Origin of the sequence: Comamonas sp. Z1 (assembly GCF_008121555.1) — a bacterium.
GTDB classification, from domain to species: domain Bacteria; phylum Pseudomonadota; class Gammaproteobacteria; order Burkholderiales; family Burkholderiaceae_C; genus Comamonas; species Comamonas thiooxydans.
In genome coordinates this window covers 470,560-488,518 of the sequence record NZ_VOQT01000001.1, presented here as the reverse complement: position 1 = coordinate 488,518, position 17,959 = coordinate 470,560, and the positions used below count along the sequence as shown (strand labels likewise).

The 17,959-nt window shown below is 57.1% G+C and carries 15 protein-coding genes and 1 pseudogene; 8 read left to right on the top strand and 8 right to left on the bottom strand.

What is annotated here, in order from left to right:
- Positions 1 to 137 precede the first annotated feature (137 nt).
- The 5 genes from hemN to FSY45_RS02140 all read left to right on the top strand — a co-directional run bounded on the left by hemN (position 138) and on the right by FSY45_RS02140 (position 7,511).
- The gene (gene hemN / locus FSY45_RS02160; RefSeq protein ID WP_012837929.1) at positions 138 to 1,520 is read left to right on the top strand and encodes an oxygen-independent coproporphyrinogen III oxidase; all 1,383 of its coding nucleotides are present in this window, start codon (positions 138 to 140) and stop codon (positions 1,518 to 1,520) included.
- Between the two features lie 3 nt (positions 1,521 to 1,523).
- Positions 1,524 to 2,237: a sulfite exporter TauE/SafE family protein gene (locus FSY45_RS02155; protein ID WP_046461911.1), complete on the top strand. Its 714-nt coding sequence runs from the start codon at positions 1,524 to 1,526 to the stop codon at positions 2,235 to 2,237.
- A 110-nt stretch (positions 2,238 to 2,347) separates the two neighbouring features.
- Complete coding sequence (locus FSY45_RS02150) at positions 2,348 to 3,592, top strand: HD-GYP domain-containing protein (protein WP_255443173.1); 1,245 nt, start codon at positions 2,348 to 2,350, stop codon at positions 3,590 to 3,592.
- Positions 3,589 to 6,078, top strand: a complete 2,490-nt coding sequence (locus tag FSY45_RS02145) for a bifunctional diguanylate cyclase/phosphodiesterase (protein ID WP_080944493.1) — start codon at positions 3,589 to 3,591, stop codon at positions 6,076 to 6,078. The genes FSY45_RS02150 and FSY45_RS02145 overlap by 4 nt, the downstream gene beginning before the upstream one ends.
- A 182-nt stretch (positions 6,079 to 6,260) precedes the next feature.
- A complete protein-coding gene (locus tag FSY45_RS02140; RefSeq protein ID WP_148747896.1) occupies positions 6,261 to 7,511 on the top strand; it encodes a LuxR C-terminal-related transcriptional regulator in 1,251 nt (416 codons plus the stop codon).
- A 1,194-nt stretch (positions 7,512 to 8,705) separates the two neighbouring features.
- Here the strand turns inward: FSY45_RS02140 and FSY45_RS02130 are convergent.
- From FSY45_RS02130 to FSY45_RS02120, 4 genes are all read right to left on the bottom strand, one after another.
- Entirely contained in the window at positions 8,706 to 9,545 is an 840-nt protein-coding gene (locus FSY45_RS02130; RefSeq protein WP_046461913.1) for an SDR family NAD(P)-dependent oxidoreductase, read from the bottom strand.
- A 403-nt stretch (positions 9,546 to 9,948) separates the two neighbouring features.
- Positions 9,949 to 11,022 carry a linear amide C-N hydrolase gene (locus FSY45_RS02125; RefSeq protein WP_046461914.1) on the bottom strand — a complete coding sequence of 358 codons (1,074 nt, stop codon included), beginning with the start codon at positions 11,020 to 11,022 and terminating at the stop codon, positions 9,949 to 9,951.
- A 262-nt stretch (positions 11,023 to 11,284) separates the two neighbouring features.
- Positions 11,285 to 11,413, bottom strand: coding sequence for a hypothetical protein (locus tag FSY45_RS28145; RefSeq protein ID WP_370512833.1), 129 nt, complete (start codon positions 11,411 to 11,413; stop codon positions 11,285 to 11,287).
- A gap of 104 nt (positions 11,414 to 11,517) precedes the next feature.
- A complete protein-coding gene (locus tag FSY45_RS02120) occupies positions 11,518 to 12,438 on the bottom strand; it encodes a GGDEF domain-containing protein (RefSeq protein WP_003063096.1) in 921 nt (306 codons plus the stop codon).
- A 616-nt stretch (positions 12,439 to 13,054) separates the two neighbouring features.
- On the opposite strand from FSY45_RS02120, the gene FSY45_RS02115 reads away from it, so the two are divergent.
- Complete coding sequence (locus FSY45_RS02115) at positions 13,055 to 13,270, top strand: hypothetical protein (RefSeq protein ID WP_003063093.1); 216 nt, start codon at positions 13,055 to 13,057, stop codon at positions 13,268 to 13,270.
- A gap of 13 nt (positions 13,271 to 13,283) precedes the next feature.
- On the opposite strand, the gene FSY45_RS27735 is transcribed toward FSY45_RS02115, so the two are convergent.
- Positions 13,284 to 13,442 carry a hypothetical protein gene (locus tag FSY45_RS27735; protein ID WP_003063090.1) on the bottom strand — a complete coding sequence of 53 codons (159 nt, stop codon included), beginning with the start codon at positions 13,440 to 13,442 and terminating at the stop codon, positions 13,284 to 13,286.
- Between the two features lie 414 nt (positions 13,443 to 13,856).
- Between FSY45_RS27735 and FSY45_RS02105 the strand changes: the two are divergent.
- Positions 13,857 to 14,062: pseudogene (locus FSY45_RS02105) on the top strand (transposase); the annotation flags it as partial.
- A 416-nt stretch (positions 14,063 to 14,478) separates the two neighbouring features.
- Here FSY45_RS02105 and FSY45_RS02100 read toward each other — a convergent pair.
- Both FSY45_RS02100 and FSY45_RS02095 read right to left on the bottom strand, forming a co-directional pair.
- On the bottom strand, positions 14,479 to 15,186 hold the full coding sequence (locus FSY45_RS02100; protein ID WP_223305708.1) for an aspartate/glutamate racemase family protein: 708 nt from the start codon (positions 15,184 to 15,186) through the stop codon (positions 14,479 to 14,481).
- Positions 15,183 to 15,956, bottom strand: a complete 774-nt coding sequence (locus FSY45_RS02095; protein WP_080944497.1) for a glutamine amidotransferase — start codon at positions 15,954 to 15,956, stop codon at positions 15,183 to 15,185. The genes FSY45_RS02100 and FSY45_RS02095 overlap by 4 nt, the downstream gene beginning before the upstream one ends.
- Before the next feature lie 103 nt (positions 15,957 to 16,059).
- On the opposite strand from FSY45_RS02095, the gene FSY45_RS02090 reads away from it, so the two are divergent.
- Complete coding sequence (locus FSY45_RS02090) at positions 16,060 to 16,938, top strand: LysR family transcriptional regulator (protein ID WP_046461915.1); 879 nt, start codon at positions 16,060 to 16,062, stop codon at positions 16,936 to 16,938.
- A gap of 18 nt (positions 16,939 to 16,956) precedes the next feature.
- Here FSY45_RS02090 and FSY45_RS02085 read toward each other — a convergent pair whose 3' ends face one another.
- Entirely contained in the window at positions 16,957 to 17,910 is a 954-nt protein-coding gene (locus FSY45_RS02085) for a LysR family transcriptional regulator (protein WP_223305718.1), read from the bottom strand.
- Positions 17,911 to 17,959 lie beyond the last annotated feature (49 nt).

Sequence of the window (17,959 nt, the reverse complement as noted above, 5' to 3'; positions counted from 1 at the left end):
GGGTGATTGCCTTGGGGCACATTGCCTGTATTCGTTCAAAAACATGCGCTTTTGCCTATTTTGGGCATGATTTTCAGGATCTGATTTCCATTGAAATCTGCTCTATACAGAGTGTGGGCGCACCCTAACTCCCAGTTATGACCGCAGTCACGCCTGAGTTGCTGAGCCGCTTTGATATCCCCGGCCCACGCTACACATCGTTCCCAACAGCCGACCGTTTTGTTGAGGCTTTTGGTGCAGACGACTACATACTGGCACTCAAGCAGCGCAAGACGCATTCTGGCTCGCGCGCTTTGCCCCTGTCCGTTTATGTGCATGTGCCGTTCTGTGAGTCGCTTTGCTATTACTGCGCCTGCAACAAGATCGTGACCAAGCATCATGAGAAGGCTGCCGAGTATCTGGACTACTTGAGCCGCGAGCTGGCCATGCATACCGAGCATTGCGGCAAAGGCCAGCTCGTAAGCCAGCTGCATCTGGGCGGAGGCACACCGACCTTTTTCAGCGATGCCGAGTTGCAGCAGCTGATGGTCTTGATGCGTGAACATTTCAAGCTGGATCCCGCGGGCGAGTACTCCATCGAGGTCGATCCGCGCACCGTCAGCAACGAGCGGCTGAGAGCTCTCAAGGACATGGGGTTCAATCGCCTGAGCTTTGGCGTGCAGGACTTTGATCCCGCGGTGCAGAAAGCGGTGCACCGCGAGCAGCCCGCCGAGCAAGTATTTGCGCTGGTGGCCGAGGCGCGCCGCCTGGGCTTTGTCTCCATCAATGTGGACCTGATCTACGGTTTGCCCAGGCAGACGCCCGAGTCTTTTGCGCGCACGCTGGCACAGGTCAATGAGCTGCGCCCCGATCGCATTGCACTGTATGCCTATGCGCATCTGCCCGAGCGCTTCAAGCCGCAAAGGCGCATCGAATCGGCAGACCTGCCCATGGGGCAGGACAAGCTGAACATGCTCTCCGGCGCAATTGATGCATTCATGGATGGCGGTTATGTCTATGTAGGCATGGACCACTTTGCGCTGCCTGACGACTCTTTGGCCATTGCCAAGCGCCAGGGGCGCCTGCATCGCAATTTTCAGGGCTACAGCACCCAGCCTGATTGCGATCTGATTGCACTGGGCGTATCGGCTATCGGCAAGGTGGGCGCGACCTACAGCCAGAACGTCAAGACTCTTGAAGAGTATTACGATGCCGTCGATGGCGGCATGTTGCCCGTGCAGCGCGGACTGGCACTTTCACGTGACGATCTGGTGCGCAGAGCCGTCATCATGTCCATCATGTGCCAGGGCTCCGTCCTGTATGAGCCCATGGAGCAGGCCTGGCTTATCAATTTCCGCGAATACTTCGCTGCGGAGCTGGATGCGCTGGCAGAGATGCAGCGCAACGGCTTGGTCGAGCTGTCCGCCGAGGGCTTCAAGGTCACTGGCCTGGGCTGGTTTTTTGTGCGCGGAGTAGCCATGCTGTTTGACCGATATTTGCAGGCCGACCGGAACCGCGCCCGCTTTTCGCGCATCATCTAGCGCATGTTGTTTTCGCTGGTCTGGACTGCTTTGATCATGGGGCTCGTGGGTGGGCCCCATTGTCTTGTGATGTGTGCTGCCCCCTGCAGTGTGGTCACAGCAGCGAAGCCTGTCGGCGGCGGGCAGCCAGTTGTCGTGCTCGGCCTGCAAAAACGCCAATGGCTGCGTACCAGCCTGTTTCATCTGGGGCGCATCGCTGCCTATGCCCTGCTGGGCGGGATCGCGGCCGTGGCTATGGAAAGCCTGGCCTGGCTGACCAGTCAGACAACGGCATTGCAGAGACTTTGGACGCTGATGCATGTGGCGGTCATGGCCTGGGGACTGGCCATGGTGGTGCAGGCGCGGCAGCCAGCCTGGCTGGAGCGGGCGGGGCGTTCCGTCTGGGTCAGGGTTCAGCCCTGGGTCACCGCGCCAGGCGGCAGTCTGGCAGCAGGCTTTGCCTGGGCACTGATGCCTTGTGGTTTGCTGTATTCGGCTGTGTTGGTGGCGGCCTTGAGTGGCGGCGCCTGGCAAGGGGCTTTGTCCATGGCAGCCTTTGCCGTTGGTGGTGCACTGTGGCTGCTGGCGGGTCCCTGGCTGTGGCAACTGGGACAGTCGCATGTCAATGCATTGCGGGCCAGATGGGGCACCAGAGTTGCAGGTCTGATGCTGATTGGCGTTGCGAGTTGGGCTTTGTGGATGGACCTGGTCTACAAACCCAGCCTTTGGTGCCGATAAGTCACACAAGAGGGGATTGTTGATGCTGTTTGCATCCCAACAGACCCTAGTCATGCTTGAGCAGTCATGGAACTGCGGAATAATGTCTTATCTTGTGTGTAGCGCTCAAAGTGAATCGTTTCGTTGCTATTGATATCGGACAACTGCGTATCGGCATGTATGTCCATCTGGAGACCGGCTGGTTGCGCCATCCGTTTCCCGTCAGCAGTTTCAAGATTGTCAATGACGAGCAGTTGCAGACACTTAGGACCCTGAAGCTCAAGGCAGTTCAGGTCGATCTATCGAGAAGCGATCTGGAGGAAGCGGCAGCACCTCCGGCCGCAGACCCTCAACCCGCTCCTGTCCCCCCTGAGAACGATGCGCATGCATGGCGTAACAGTATTTTGGGCGTGCAGTCCAGGTTTCTGGGCGCGGTTTCCGTATTTGATGACGTGCAGGCCTTGTTGCCTGTCAACCCCGAGAAGGCGCGGACAACGACGGATATGCTGGTTGCACAGCAAGTCGTCAAACTGGCGCAGGCTCGTGATCTGAGTTTGCATCTGCTCGCGGATACGGGGGGCGCCACCTTTGGCGTACATGGTGTCAACGTCTCCGTGCTGAGCCTGTTGCTGGGTAAGACGCTGGGCCTGTGCGATGACGTATTGACGGATCTGGGCACGGCGGCCCTGTTGCATGACATCGGCAAGCCGGGGCTTGAAATTTCCGCATCGGCCAATGCACTGAATCAGGGCACGGGCCGCACGCCTCTGCGAGAGACCGTGTATGCGCGTCATGTCGGAGAGTCGGTGGCATTGGCTCTATCCATGGGCTATCCTCCTTCCGTCACGACGGCCATCGCCCAGCATCATGAATGGGCCGATGGGTCAGGCTTTCCACTTGGCTTGCTGGCCGAAGATATGGACATTGCCGGACAGATCCTGGCGCTGGTCAATAATTTTGAGCGCTTGTGCAATCTGCCATTGCAAGGCAACGAAATGACGCCTCATGAAGCCATGGCTGCACTGTATGGACAGTATCGCCAGCGATATGCGCCCGATGTGCTCAAGGCATTCGTGCAGACCTTGGGGGTCTATCCGCCGGGCTCTTTGGTGGAACTAAGCGATGGGCGGATGGGCGTGGTGGTGTCTGTCAACACCAGCCAGTCGCTCAAGCCGCAGGTGCTGACCTATGACATGCAGGCGCCGCAGAAGCTGCGGTTCGTAGATTTGCTTGAATATGTGGGTTTGGGTATTCGCCGGGGCTTGACGCGAAATCAGCTTTCTCGAAATGCGTTAGAAGCTTTACAGCCGCAAAGGCGTCTTTGCTACTTTTTTGACAGTTCTGCAGCACCTGCTGCCGAGAAAGACCTCGCGTGACTTTGCAGCAGAGTTTTCTGATTGACCCTCTGCTTGCCTCCATGCTCGATGGTTTGCAGGAGGCGGTCTGGCTGCTGGATGCGCAGACATTGCGTGTCGTGCATGCCAATGCAGCCAGTATGCAGCTCACAGGCTACACGCCCGAGCAGGCGCAGGAGCAGTATGTCGATGTGCTGTGCGCCTCTCTGGTGCAAAAGGCGTTTTGGCAGGATGCCTCAAACTGGGTGGGTGGGGCAAAATTTCTCACAGAAATCTGTACAGCCAATGGTTCATTGACAGCTGTGGAGATGGCGGTGGGCTCCATCGCCCTGAATCCACGCTGGTTGATGCTCACCATGCTCGACCGCAGCGAGCAGTTGCGGCACGAGAGCGAACTGGACATGCTGCTTGCAGAGTTGCGGGCGACGCTTGAGTCCGCTGCAGATGGCATGCTGGTCTGTGATCTGCGCGGCGGCATTCGGGCATTCAATCACCGTTTCGCGGAGCTGTGGCAACTACCCGAACCACTGCTCGTGCAGCGAGATGATGCGGCCGTCTTTGCCCATTTGGAAGCGCAGACCATCAGCAGCGAGAGTCAGTTCACTCTTCTACAGGATGCGCAGGACCTGTCGGCTCCTGAAACCTCGGAGGTACTGCAGCTGCTCAGTGGCAGGGTTCTGGAGCGCCGCTCCGTGCCTCAGCTCAGCCGCGGTGTGGCGATAGGGCGTATCTACTCCTATCGAGACATCACGGTGGAATCCAGCTCGGCGACAGAACTGCGTCTGGCTGCAAGAGTGTTCGAGTCCAGCCTGGACGGTATCTTCATTGCCGATGCCAATGGTGTCATCGTTCAGGTCAACCCGGCTGGCGGGCAGTTGCTGCATGGCAAGGCGGTGCTGGGGCTCGCTGCCTGGACTCTGTTCGAGTCCGAGGGAGGGCCTGTGTCCGACCTGCTGGAGCTGGCCGCTGCGCGCTGGGATGTGGGCAGCTTCTGGGAGGGCAATCTTTGGCTCAAGCAGAGTGAAGGTCAGCGCTGCGCGGTCTGGTTGTCCTGGGTGGCATTGCGTGACGGCTATGGGCGTCTGGTACAAAGCATTGGCTTTATGCGCGACATGACCATGCAGCGCAGTGCCCAAAAGCAGATTGAGCAGCTGGCTTACAGTGATGCGTTGACAGGGCTGCCCAATCGCCTGAGTTTGAGCCGTCACGTGCAAGCCGCCATCACTGCGGCGCGCTTCACACAGCAGCCCTTCAGCATTCTGTTTCTGGATCTGGACCGTTTCAAGATCATCAACGATTCACTGGGCCATGACTTCGGCGACCGGGTGCTCAAGCTGGTTGCTCAGCGGCTGAGCGGACTGCTGCGCCCTGCCGATGTGCTGTGCCGTCAGGGCGGGGACGAATTTGTTCTCTATCTGCATGATTGCACGGGGGAAGGGGCTTCGGCCGTGGCCGCCCGTATTCTGGACGAAATGCGCCAGCCCTTCATGCTTGACGGTCTGGGCTTTTCCGTTCAGTGCAGCATTGGGGCTGCGCAATTTCCGGCGGATGGTTTGACGCTGGACGAGCTGATTCGTCAGGCCGATATCGCCATGTATCGTGTCAAGGAGCGTGGACGCGGCAATTTCAGTTTCTACCAGCCGCAAATGAGTGCGGGTCTGCTCTCGCGCATGAAGCTGGAGCATGCCATGCGCCAGGCGCTGGACAAGGGGCATATGGCCGTGCACTTTCAGCCACAGGTACATATCCGTTCGGGTCGCATCGTGGCGGCAGAGGCTTTGCTTCGATGGACGGACCCCGAACTGGGGGTGATCTCTCCCGCAGCCTTCATTCCCTTGGCGGAGGAGTCCGGCTATGTGGTTGCGCTGGATGCCTGGGTGCTGGAGCAATCAGTACAAGAGGCGGCGCGCTGGCTGGCTATGGGCATGCCCGTCAAGGTATCGGTGAATGTCTCCGCGCTGGAGTTCAGGCAGCCGGACTTTGTGGACCGACTCAAATATGTGCTGGAAGCCAGCGGCTTGCCGGCACAGTGGCTGGAGCTGGAACTGACCGAGAGCATTTTGCTGCAGGAGGCGCAGGAAATGGCTTTGCGCGTGCATCAGATCGCAGAACTGGGTGTGGGCCTGGTCATTGACGACTTCGGTACCGGCTATTCGAGCTTGGCTTATTTGAAAAAACTGCCGATCTCCAAGATCAAGATCGACCAGAGTTTTGTGCGCGGCCTGCCGCACGATGCGGGAGACAAGGCCATTGTGGGCGCCATCATCAGCATGGGGCAGGCATTGGGTGTGGAACTTGTGGCAGAAGGCGTGGAAACGCAGGAGCAATGCCAGGCAATTGAGCAGTTACAGGGTGACTACTTTCAGGGCTATCTGTGCTCGCCAGCCTTGCCTGCGGAGCAATTCCGAAAGCGCTTGGAACTGGGTGCATCCGAGCAGGAGCCGAGAGTTCAGCCGTATTCGTCGGATGACGATGCCAGTGGCATTCATATTGCAGGTCTGCAATAGTTGGAGGACATGCTTTTTTGCTAGGTTTCCTATCGTCTGATTTGACGATGCGCAGTTTGTGGGGGCTCAGCAAAATCAAGGCATTTCTTGGGCCGACTTCCGGGTGCGTGCATCAATGAAGAACGCGCGCAGAGTTGAGTAACTGTGCGTTATTTGATGGGCCGGATTTTTTGAGACAGCAAATGCCCAAAAGCGATTACGCAACTTTTGATTTCTACAACTATCGCTCGGATGCTCTTCAGGCCGTCACCGGCTTTCCCGTCCCGTATGCCGTGGAGACTGAGGCCGCTTCTTCGCCGGAACAGGCCTCGGTCATCGGTACCGAAGCCCTGAGTCAACTGATTACTGCGCTGTACGAGTCAGCCATGGACCCGCAGAACTGGAAGGTATTTCTGGAGCTGCTGCGCTCAAGTGCCAATGGCAACTACGCCTCACTCGTGGTGCGCGACCCTCATGGTGAGAATGTGGGCTGGGTGATTTCAGCATCGAGCGGTCGCTCCGAAGTCATTCCTTACGACCCCTATGCGCAATGGAGCCCGTTTCTCGGTATCGCCAAGGACAAGGTGCTCACCCTGTCGGATGTGATGACGGAGGCCGAATGGCATTCCTGTCGCTACTACACCGACTGGTGCAAGGGGGTGAACATCGAGCACATTCTGGCCGTGGATGTCATGACCGATAACGGCTGCTCCTATGGTTGGCGTATCACGCGGCCTACGGCGGCGGGAGCATTCGAGTCAACACATCTGGACGTGGTGCGCATGTTGGTGCCGCACCTCAAGCGGGTGTTGAACATGCAGCTGAATCTGCATCGTGACAGGCAGGTCATTTCGCTATACGGGCGTGCCACTGCGCAGCTGATGATGGGCGTGGTCATTCTCGATCAGACGGGGAAGCTGATCGAGGCCAACCCAGCAGCCACCACCATTCTGAACGTGGGCGATGGAATACGGGTCAACAACGGTGCGCTCGAGGCCGTCTATGCCAATGACAATCGCCGGCTGCAGCGTCTGATCCGCGATGCCTTGCTCTCTCCCAGGCTGGAGAGCGTCTCCATGACCGAGGGCATGTCCATCACTCGCCAGTCCGGTCAACTCAACTGGGGCGTGGTGGTGCAAAGCATCTCTCCAGATGAATGGACCGAAGGCAAGCAGCGTACCAGCGTAGCGGTTTTTCTGCGTGATACGACGGGGAAGGCAGAGCCGCCCGTCAAGCTCACGCAGCAGCTTTTCCATCTGACTCCTGCAGAGACAGCAGTGGCCACGCATCTGAGCAACGGCATGTCTTTGGAGGAGGCGGCCGAGGCCCTGGGTATCAAACCCAATACCGCCCGCGCCCATTTGCGCTCCATTTTCTCCAAGACCGGGGTACGTCGTCAGACCGAACTGGTGCGACTCTTTCTCAACAGTGTGGCCTGGTTGGGCAATCATTGATTCCAGCCCGGAAAGCAGGCAAAAAAGGCCCGCATTGCGGGCTGTTTCTTGTGCCTAGCGGGAAGCTGTTGTCAGCCTGGGGTTTGCATCCGTCATCGCCTCATGCTTGTTGGAGTCGCAGTCATGATGCTTGAAGTCGTCATTCACTGGCTGGGTCATGCCTTAAAGGTCGGCACTATCACGGCGGAGACGCTGCCTGCAAGGTTGAAATCAGCTTTGAATGCGAAGGCAGATGCGCCACCGACGTCTGGAGCTGTCGAATGCCGGTCGCAGTCTTTCTGTTAGTCGCTTAGTGCGCTTGCTGCAGAGGCGAGAGCATCGAGCACTGTCGGCTGGGTTGCCTGCGCAGGCTGCATGCTGGGGAACAGGGTGGCAGTTGTTTGCAATGCTTTGCGGCATGGTCGGGTATCTTGCTTTCCATTTCGGCTCCTCGAATGAGAAAAGCACGCGACGGGCCGGGGTGTTTGTCGACAGTGGCTGCAGGGCGGTGCTCGTCCCTGGCCTTCTTGAAAGCTGGAGGAGATGGATGAATGGCAGCTGCCGCAGCGCTTACCAGATTGAGTGTCGAGTACAGGACTCCAGAAAGTAAAATCCACATAGTGGAGAGCTATGGGTAAACTATTGCTGATTAATTCAGTGAGGCATGTATGGATCGAATGGATGCCGGCGCAACGTATGAAATGAGCCCGCGCAGGGTTGTGTTTGAGTACAGGACCAACGGTGAGGCTCGATCAGCAGCTATCAGTGGCGATGCGCTTGAGCGCCTGACGAGAGCCAAGGAACTTGCTGGAGCGGGGCAGAACCTGGCTGCATACAGAGCCCATTGGCAAGCAATTCATGGGCTGGCTGCGACAAAGCACAATCAAGGTCAGGGGCCTGTCGTCATCCGCGTCGGTGATATTCAAGCTCGATAGAGTGATGTGAGACCTGTGCCAGGCTCTCTGTGCTCATGAAGGAATCGGGCGGCAATCTTTCTTGCTTCCTGAATCTGGGCGTCAAGCCATTCGGCCTTGGCGGCTGCAGCAGCCCGCTCTGTACCTTGCGAAGCGGCTGCAGAGGGTATGGGGCTTGCTTAGTGGTGCAGTGCGCATGGTGCTCCAGGAAGCAAAAGCTCGCGCGATGGCGAGCCTGTCTGTTGGTTGAGGTGGCTTGTCAGAGCCCACTCATGCGGCTCACGGTTGGAGTGCAGTTAATTCATGTTGGGCGTCGTGGCGTTGGCAGATGGCCGCCGTCGACGTAGATGTTCTGACCGGTGATCCATTCGCCTTGGTCGCTGCACAGGAATGCGACCAAGTGGGCGATATCTTCGCCGGTACCTGCCCGACCCAGAGAGATGTAGCCGGCGATCATGTCGTCCCACACTTTGCCGCGAGGCACATCATCCAGACGACTTGTTTCCACGATGCCGGGAGCCACGACATTCACGCGAATCTTCTTGGGGCCAAGCTCTCGCGCCATGATGGTGGTCAGGCCATTGATGGCCACCTTGGTGGTGGCGTAGGCGCCAGTGTCGGGTGCCAGCAGCTGCGCTGCCAGCGACGAGATATTGATGATGACGCCGCCTTCTCCCTGTGCCCCCATTTGTTTTGCGAACGCACGAGACATATAGAAGGTTCCGTTCAGGTTGACATTCATCACCCGATGCCATGTATCGATGGATAGCTCCGTCACCGGGATGCGGTCGTCGCCGCGGGTTGCGCCCGCGTTGTTGATCAGAAAATCCACACGTCCCCATTCTGCAATCGTACGTGCAAGCAATGCATCGATGGACACTGGGTTGCTGACATCGGAGACCACAGGCAGGGCGCGGCGCCCGAGCTGACGGATTTCATCCGCCACCGATTCGATATCTCGCCAATGCGCTTTGCGCTCATCTTCCGGATAGGTGTCGGGGGCGCGGCCCGTGCCTGTCAGGACAACATCACAACCCGCCTGCGCCAATGCCAGTGCAATGGGGCGACCGATGCTGCGCATCCGGCCTGCACCGGTGACCACGGCCACTTTGCCTTCAAAACCAGTCAACGTATACGACATGCCACTTCCTTGCGATAGGGACCCAGAACATTCAGACGCATCAAGATTCTTCGGTCTGGCTTGATGCTCCTGCACTCCAATCTGCGCATCAAGGACGATGCAGCCGTTGAAGATCGAGCAACTCTTCAGCCGGATTCTTGAAGTGGCGGAGTTGAGGGAAATCGTCTGATGGGACTAGGGATACGCGCCCATTGAAGGGTTCCTGCTTGCTGGTCAGTCAGGGATCTTTTGGGGTGCGCTGAGTGCAAGTGGATGAGGTCGGTACGCCTTTTTGCGGTAGGACTGTGGTAACTCAGAAGCGGGGTTGGCGGACCGTCAGCATTGGCTGAAACATCGCGCTCCAGAAAGAAAAACCCGCACGATGCGGGTTTGTATCAGGGCAGAATCATTGGCTGGGAAATGATCAGATGCCTTGAAATTTAAACGGCTCGGATGCCTTGAATTGGCCAGTGGCATCCCCTGAATAAGTATGATTCTGGTCCGGTCCCAGATCGATCTTCATGACCTTGCCTTTTTCCTTGCTGAAGTCCAGTGCCTTCAGGTCCACCCAGAATGTGTTGGGTGTCAGTGCCGACTCAAAGAAATACAGCTTGCGCTCGTGATCAAACACGGTGCGCCAGCGGGTGGAGGATATATTGGGCTCTTCCGGAGTATTAAGGCCGTACGGCACGGAGGCATTGCGAATCACACTGAACACGCTGGCGAGCGCCTTGTTCGGGCTTTGATCCTTGGGTATTGCGTTCACGTAGAACGAAGCGCGGGCGAAGCGGTCTGCTGCACGGTTGGTGCCAGGCAGCATTGTGGTGCCTCCAATCTGTTTCCAGTATGCATTGAGCGCCAGTTGCTGGTCGAAGGTTGGCGAGTTTGTCATGACCTGGTATTGGCGACCATGATGAATGACTTGCTTGCCTGCGATGTATTCCACGATCGCGCTATCGCCGCTGGAGTCAGAGATTGAAAGGTGTACGGTTGTCAGCCGGTTTTCACCGGGCATGGTGTCGGATACGAGGGTGAATGGTTCCTTACTTAGCGCAGCTACCGCCTGCTGCACTGTTGCAAAGTTGTCCAGTACATATTGAGCCCAGGCGGCAATCGACAAGCCTGGCTTGCTATTGGTGCCAAATGCAGGGTATTGCGACTCGACGAGCCATAGAAGGTTGGCATTCAGACCGGCTTCGTTGACTCCGTCGGTAGTGGAAATGTCATAGCCTGAAGTGATGATGCTGCCGTACTTGGACGTCCAGCGCACAGTATTGGGGCCGGTTTCGCCAGTGCGCTGCATGCCTCGCGGCAGTACCCAGAGGTTGCTGACGATGTCGCTCTTCCAGTCCATGGATCGTGCGGTGATCACGTGGCCGTTGGCGCCGTGAAATACCAGCCGTGTGCATGCCCAGGAACTGGACACGGCCGCTAGACCTGAAACTCCAAGCAGCAAGGCTGCCACACGAGGGCGGATACACGGCATATTCATCTTCATTGAGCCTCCACGGTTAAAAAATGTGAATGGTGCCAAGCATGCCACATGCATCGGTAGTGAGATATTGATCGAACTCCAGCGACGTAGATGCCAAGCCGTAAACATTCAAATGACCTCAGTACCTGCTCTTGCAACAAGTCCAGCAAGGCAGTGGCGATTCATGAACCTCGGGTGCATGTGCTTTTCCAAACACAAAATTCCGCTGCATGGCAGGAAGGGCTCGATAAGTGGATGTTGAAAACGGCTGTTCGCATGGCATGTTTTATCTCCGGGCGCGGCCTTCGCCTCCCTGTGCCTCAATCAGATCGGTAGTCAGGCGCGAGGGCTTGTCCCTGGCAATGGCACCTCCTGTACCAAGGAAAGCTGCATCGTCCAGGCTCTTGGCGTCCATGACCGCATCAAGAAGCGCAAAGTGCTTGATGGCGGTGGGCGGGAATGACCATTCACAAGGAAGCGATCTGACGGCTCAGGGTCTTGGCAAGCGAAAGATTTGAACTAGGCGAGAACTACGCGATTGCGTCCAGCGGCCTTGCCTCGATACATAGCAGCATCAGCGCGCGAGATGAGGGCTTCTGCGGTTTCTCCCTGTCGATACTGAGTCACACCCAACGTACATGTCACTCGCAGATCTTTGTGCACTAACTGTGTCCACGGGAGTGCTTCTGTGCTTTCGCGAATTCTTTCGAGTAGCACTCCTGCCTGGGCCAATGGTGTATCACAGAGCACCAGAAGAAATTCCTCTCCGCCGTAACGACCAGCGCAATCGGTTGCACGAATCTGCGAAGACAGAAGTTGCCCAAAGGCTCGAAGCACTTGATCTCCTCCTTCATGACCGTAACGGTCATTGACCTGTTTGAAGAAATCAATGTCAAGCAATGCGATGCAAAACGGGGCGTCTCTGCGTTGAGCCGCATGAATACATTGTTGCAGTCGATCCATGACCCCTCGGCGGTTTGCCAGTCCCGTCAAGTCATCGTTGCGCACCAAGTTTTCAATCTGCTTCAGCGCGAGGGCCAGTTTTTCATTACTCGCACTGAGTCGATATTGCATGCCACGAAAGTAGGTGACCAGCACGCTGCATCGGACGACTGCTCCGAGCATGACGCCGACAGTGAGGAACTGCCCGATGAGGGTGTCGGTGGTCATGCGCATCTGTGGCCCTGCCCAGTAAACAGCCAGCGCAATTGCAATGAGCGTGCAACTCCAGGTCATCCAGAAACTTGTACGCCGCGGCGCGAGAAAGCCGTCGGTACTGAAGACCAGAAGCATAACCAGCGCCTGGAACGCAACCTGAGGAGCTGCGACAAGCAAGCCCAGCACCCCTGTAACCGAGACCAGTTGGTGCCAGAAGAACAAGCCAGGGTCACTCTGAGTCTGGCTCCAGCCACTGGCGTAGGCCCAGGTGATGAAGGCCATCCCTGCACCTATCCAGAGCCCATACAGCAGCACTGCATGCAACGGCACGTAGCCTGCCCAGCAGTGGCCGAGAAATAGCATGAAGGCATATAGATGGCTCAATAGGACCGAAGCGTGCAACTGCCAGGTGCGCTTGCGCCAGCGTTCGAAATGCTGAGTTTCATTGGCAAGAGGCGATGAAGACCTAGGGCCCCACAAAGGTGGTCCGCGTGTTTTTTCAGGGGAGTGAGCCATTGCCGGTTAATGGTCGCCAAAGTGCGATTGGTTGTTGCAAATAACAGTTTGCCCGAATTCCGGCCCCGGAAAATTACGGTGGGTGACCTGACAAAGCTTGGGTCGAACTGATCGCTAACGGTGCATACGGCAAGGTGACCCAGAGCCATCGGAAGGCTATATCGGTAGAAGTGTTTCCTGGCGCCTTCAACTCGACATGCCGACCTACGACACTGCGGTAAATGATCATGCTCCTGAACATTGCGATCCAGAAACAAATAAAGCCCGCTTGAGCCGGGACGGTGCACGAATTGGGTAGGCAAACAGGAAGTTCAACAAGAACTTACATGCAGCGCGCGCGGCAAGACTAGCCTGCAATGCTCCACGTTCTTAAGGAGTTGCTATGAAAGCGCTACTTTTAATCGCGGCACTTGCCAGCATGCTGGCAGGATGCTCAATGATGCCGGGACGTAGTTCCGGGTCTATGCCTGCCGAGAGTTCCAGCCAGACGATGGGCGGCATGAATATGATCGGCGACCGGGATCGCTGGATGCATGACGACAATGGGCGTCCTTGGACCGGAGGTGATGGTGCCTTCTATGGCGCTCAGAACATGTAGGTGAGTGGCAGGGTCAAGCTTTTGCTTCGAGGCACTGCACGGCCCTTTCGTCCGGCCGCTCGGCATGCGTGCCTGGGCACACGAATTCGTCGCGCAGTGCCTTCACTGGAACAAAGGGCTCATCAGCCTGCCAGAAAGAGCCGATCAGTCTCGACATCAGGTAGACAGCCAAGTTTTATGGCTTCAAAGCTTCAAAAAACAGAGCGCATCAATACTGACTGTTGTATGAATTAGGTAAGCAAAGTAGCCGTTCAACAAGAATTTACAGTGGGCACACGCCCCAGGAATAGCCTTGAAGACTCCTTCTTCTCAAGGAGTTGTCATGAAAGCGCTACTTTTAATTGCAGCAGTAGTCAGTACGCTGGCGGGTTGCTCGATGATGCCGGGGCGTGATGCCGGACACATGTCAGAGCAAGGTGTCCAGCGGACGATGGGACGCAGTGATATGCGCTATGAATGGGGGCGTGGAGCGTATCAAGGTCCGGGAAGCATGCCGCTGTGGGCAGGCGGGGATGACACTTCTGGAGGCCTTGGCTGGCGTCGTGATTAAGCAGGAAGAACCACATCTTGCAGCGTTGTTGCATAAATCGCTTTCTGCCGTCGGGTAGCCTCGGACGGTGAGTCAGTCCCCCGCTATCGCACAAACCACTGGAAACAGTACAACGCAGTGCTCAAGGCGCGAGGCTCCCTGACCATCTTGTTGGACAAGGATATGTCATGGTTTGCCGCTATCAGCGGCAAACGTGGGCGTAGCCGCAGTTCTCGCATGCAGCTATCCAGTTCTGCTTGACCAGTCTGGCACGGCACTGATTTATGCAACAGTGCCAACCGGAAGTGAAACTGCCTATGGATGACAGAGGCGCAACTATCGTCACTAGCGCAAATGCCAGCACATTTGCAACTTTGATAAGTACCGAGCATGCGGATGAGTAAAGTGGCGCAAGAGGCCAATACTTGTTACTCGTGTCGATTAGTCTGAGCTTCGACCCGATTGGATTGAAGACCAGTCCAGCCTGTGGTGGTGATTCAAGAATCAGAGCTTGTCAGAAAAGGACGAACGCGAAATTCTCGCTCACCTTGCTGCAGTCCACAGGTAAAAGCAGTCGGTCAAGGAAATTTTCTGGGCGTCTGCTTCTGACGGATTGTGGCTGTCGCTGGTCGACCCAGAGCAGACCGCAAGAACGTGGGTAGCTGGGCCTGAAGCAAGCTCAGCTAGAAAGCACCGCACGAATCAAAGCCTCTACGTGAATTTCGACGGTATCAAGGCAAGGAACAGGGCTGTTGCTGTCACTAAGGATCAGAGGCAGTTCAGTGCAAGCGAGTGCTACATGGTCGATACCTTCGCGTTGCTGCAAATCCTGAATGATGGCGACGAACTCCTGTCGGGTGTTCTCTTTGACAAGGCCGTGTTCAAGCTCGGCCTCGATCTTGGCTTGGATGCGCGCAATCTGATGCTCACCGGGCACGATAACTTGTATGCCCCGATCTTCAAAAGGTGTCTTGAAGAATGTATTCGTCATGGTGAACACAGTACCCAGCAAACCGACTCTTTGCGCACCTCGCTCCTTTGCCGCATTGCAGGTGGCGTCAATGGCACTCACTATGGGAATCGGCGACAGCGGAAGTATGCGGTCCAGAACGATGTTGGGCGTATTGCCAGTCAGCCCCACCATGTCCGCACCACCGGCGGCCAGGCAGTGAATTGCGCCGAGCACGTAGTCGGCAAGCTGGTCAAACTCGCGTGCACGACAAAGGCTGAATACCTTGAAAGCGTTGAGGCTTTCGATGGACAGGCGAGGCAGATTCTCCTTGCCTACCTGTGTCTGAACGCCGTGAATGATCTTTCGGTAATAGGCCACGGTGGACTCCGGGCCTATGCCACCAATGAGGCCGAGTTTCTTCATTTCGCTGTTCATTGAGGTAATTCCGGGTGCTTGCCCATGGCTGCATTCAGCGAGGCTGCTGCATTGCCTGCTGGAGCGGTTCCAGCATGGGTTTCGATGAAGCGCCTGAGCAGCATCAACGGCGTTGGTGTGGGGCTAACGCCTTGCAGCATGGCCGCTGGATCTAGACCTTCCGCGCGAAGCAGTTGCGTTCTCGCATTGATGCAGGCCGCCATGACTTCCGATGTGAACTCTGGATGAAACTGCACGGACACTGCGGTGGGGCTGTAGCGGACGATCTGATGAGGATCGTGAGCTGAGCGAGCCAGTGCCCTGGCTCCATTGGGTAAGCACAGGATGGTCTGAAGATGTGTGAGGTGAGCCTGGAAGCGAGGTGGGCATCCGGCGAGCCAGGCGTCCGGCTCTGCAGCCGAGAGCTGTTCGATTTCCAGACATCCCATCTCTCTGCCGTCAGGGTGGTAATCCACGATTCCTCCCAGTGCGTGGGCCATAAGCTGATGCCCATAGCAAACGCCCATGAGCGGCATCCCCTGTGTCACAGCCTGCCGTATCCATTTGGCTGTCGCTTCGCTCCAGGGGTGCTGATCGGTCACCATGGACCACGAGCCCGTGATGATCGCCGCACGGTGCTGTCCGGGCTCGGGCAGAGATTCCCCTTCATACACCTTCACTATGTCAATGGTTTCGGGCCTGCAGCCGATGGCTGTCAGAAACCACTGGGGAAGATCGCCTGTGATGGCTCGAATGTCCTCGGGCGGTGTGCCCGCCTGGATCAGCAGCAAAGATTGATAGTCCACGAGAAATGGGGGAAGGTGGCAAGACCTCACACTTTAGTGAAACAAAACCATCATGAATACTGAATTTCAATGATGAGAGAATCTTGAAATGAGAAAGATTGATCTGGAATCGCTGGCGTTCTTCAAGTCTGTTGTGGATACCGGTAGTGTCACCCAGGCTGCCAGGCAGATGAACCGCGTGCAGTCCAATGTCACCACGCGCATCCGCAATCTGGAGGAGCGCTTGGGCGTGCAACTCTTTCTGCGGCATGGCAACCGGCTCAAGCTCTCGGCCGAAGGCGAGGTGCTGCGCGGCTACGCCGAACGGATACTGCGACTGTCGTCAGAGGCCGAGTCCGCGATGCTGCTTCGCGCGCCGCAGGGTACGCTGCGACTGGGCACACTGGAGAGCACGGCTGCGGCGCGACTCCCCCCGTTCCTATCCCGATTTCATGAGCGCTACCCGGATGTGTTCATTGAACTGGTTACCGGATCCACATCACGGTTGCTGGACATGGTTCAGCGTTATGAAGTGGATGCAGCGCTGATTTCTGAGCCCTTCACTGCACCGGAGCTGGCGACCCAGAAAGCATTCGATGAGGAACTGGTGCTCATTGCTGCACGCTCGGCTACCGGTGTGCTGGATCCGGAACAGCTGTCACGTTGCACAGTGATTGCATTCCCTGCAGGCTGTTCGTACCGGCGAATCCTGGAGGAATGGTTTGCCAGTACCGGAGCTGCTCCTCACCGCATTCTGGAGATGGCGTCCTACCACGCCATCGTGGCTTGCATTGCAGCCGGTACGGGCATTGGCATCATGCCGCGCTCCATCTTGAAGGTCGTACATGCTGAACCACAGTTGCAGGTGCTTTCCCTGCCCAGACGCTACGCAGAAGTGACCACGCATCTGGTCTGGTTGCCACGGCAGGAGTCAGCCTCCACGGAGGCATTGAGGCAAATGCTGGCCGCCGATCTGCCCCCCCAGTGAAGTGGTGATGACAGGCCTTTATTGCGACCTATGCATCAAGAACTCCGCCAGCATATCCACTCCATGCTTTTCGGGAGTTTCAGGTAGCAACAAGCCGATTGCTGCCAATGTGCGGGGAAACTGCAGAGCCAGCACCTTCAGCCAACCAGCCTGGACAAAGGGCTGAACCACGCTCAGAGGGGTTAGCGCCACCGCATACGTGGCGCGCAAATACTCCAAAAGCATGGGCAGAGATCGCGTGATGAGAGGCGAGCGCTCTGGGAGGTGTTCGCAAGACTCGAACAGACGCTCGAAAGCTTCATGCATCTGCGTGGATAGTGGTGCCAGAACCCATTGCTGCTCAAGCAGCTGGCTTGCGTGCAGGTTACGTTTTCGATGCAGCGGATGGGTGGGGGCTGCCACCACAACCACTTCGTCCTGCAGCAGCGGCACAAAACGCGTTCCGCTGATAGCAGCCGCGGGCGCGCGTACGAGCACCATATCGAGCGTGCGCGCCGCCAGCCCAGCTAACAGAGCATGGTGACTGTCTTCCACCACCTCCACACGCAGTTGCGGATGCTGCTGAAGGAATGGCGGAAGTTCTCGACCCAGGAACCCCGACAGAGCCCCTGTGATGGCTCCGACACTGAGTATCCCCTGCACGCCTTCGGCGGCTGCCGCCAACATTTCTGCGCAGCCATTGAGCGAGCCCAGCATGTTGCGCAATAGCGGCAGAAGGTCGCGGCAGATCAAAGTGGGGCGTACTCCGCGCGCATGGCGCTCGAATAGCGGCAAACCCACCATCCGCTCAAGCTCCGACAAGGCTTTGGTTGCTGACGACTGTGTTTGCCCCACAACCTCGGCAGCGCGCTGGATGCTGCCCAGGTCGGCAATCAACACGAGCAGTTGCAGCTGTCGCAGCCGCGTGCGTGCCAACAGACGATTGAGCAAGGCAGAAGAACGCCCAGAGCTGGGTAAGTGCGAGGTAGTCATAGATTGCATAGCTCAATGCAATTTAGCACTTAAAGGATGGATGTTCTGC

Excerpts from the sequence above, each read along its gene's own strand:
- FSY45_RS02120 (WP_003063096.1), bottom strand. The coding sequence starts at position 12,438 with ATGGCCTTCATCACCTGGGCCTACGCCAGTGGCTGGAGCCAGACTCAG.
- FSY45_RS02100 (WP_223305708.1), bottom strand. The coding sequence starts at position 15,186 with ATGAACAGCGAAATGAAGAAACTCGGCCTCATTGGTGGCATAGGCCCG.
- FSY45_RS02090 (WP_046461915.1), top strand. The coding sequence starts at position 16,060 with ATGAGAAAGATTGATCTGGAATCGCTGGCGTTCTTCAAGTCTGTTGTG.
- FSY45_RS02115 (WP_003063093.1), top strand. The coding sequence starts at position 13,055 with ATGAAAGCGCTACTTTTAATCGCGGCACTTGCCAGCATGCTGGCAGGA.
- FSY45_RS02085 (WP_223305718.1), bottom strand. The coding sequence starts at position 17,910 with ATGACTACCTCGCACTTACCCAGCTCTGGGCGTTCTTCTGCCTTGCTC.
- FSY45_RS28145 (WP_370512833.1), bottom strand. The coding sequence starts at position 11,413 with ATGGACGCCAAGAGCCTGGACGATGCAGCTTTCCTTGGTACAGGAGGT.
- FSY45_RS02130 (WP_046461913.1), bottom strand. The coding sequence starts at position 9,545 with ATGTCGTATACGTTGACTGGTTTTGAAGGCAAAGTGGCCGTGGTCACC.
- FSY45_RS02140 (WP_148747896.1), top strand. The coding sequence starts at position 6,261 with ATGCCCAAAAGCGATTACGCAACTTTTGATTTCTACAACTATCGCTCG.
- FSY45_RS02155 (WP_046461911.1), top strand. The coding sequence starts at position 1,524 with ATGTTGTTTTCGCTGGTCTGGACTGCTTTGATCATGGGGCTCGTGGGT.
- FSY45_RS02125 (WP_046461914.1), bottom strand. The coding sequence starts at position 11,022 with ATGAAGATGAATATGCCGTGTATCCGCCCTCGTGTGGCAGCCTTGCTG.
- hemN (WP_012837929.1), top strand. The coding sequence starts at position 138 with ATGACCGCAGTCACGCCTGAGTTGCTGAGCCGCTTTGATATCCCCGGC.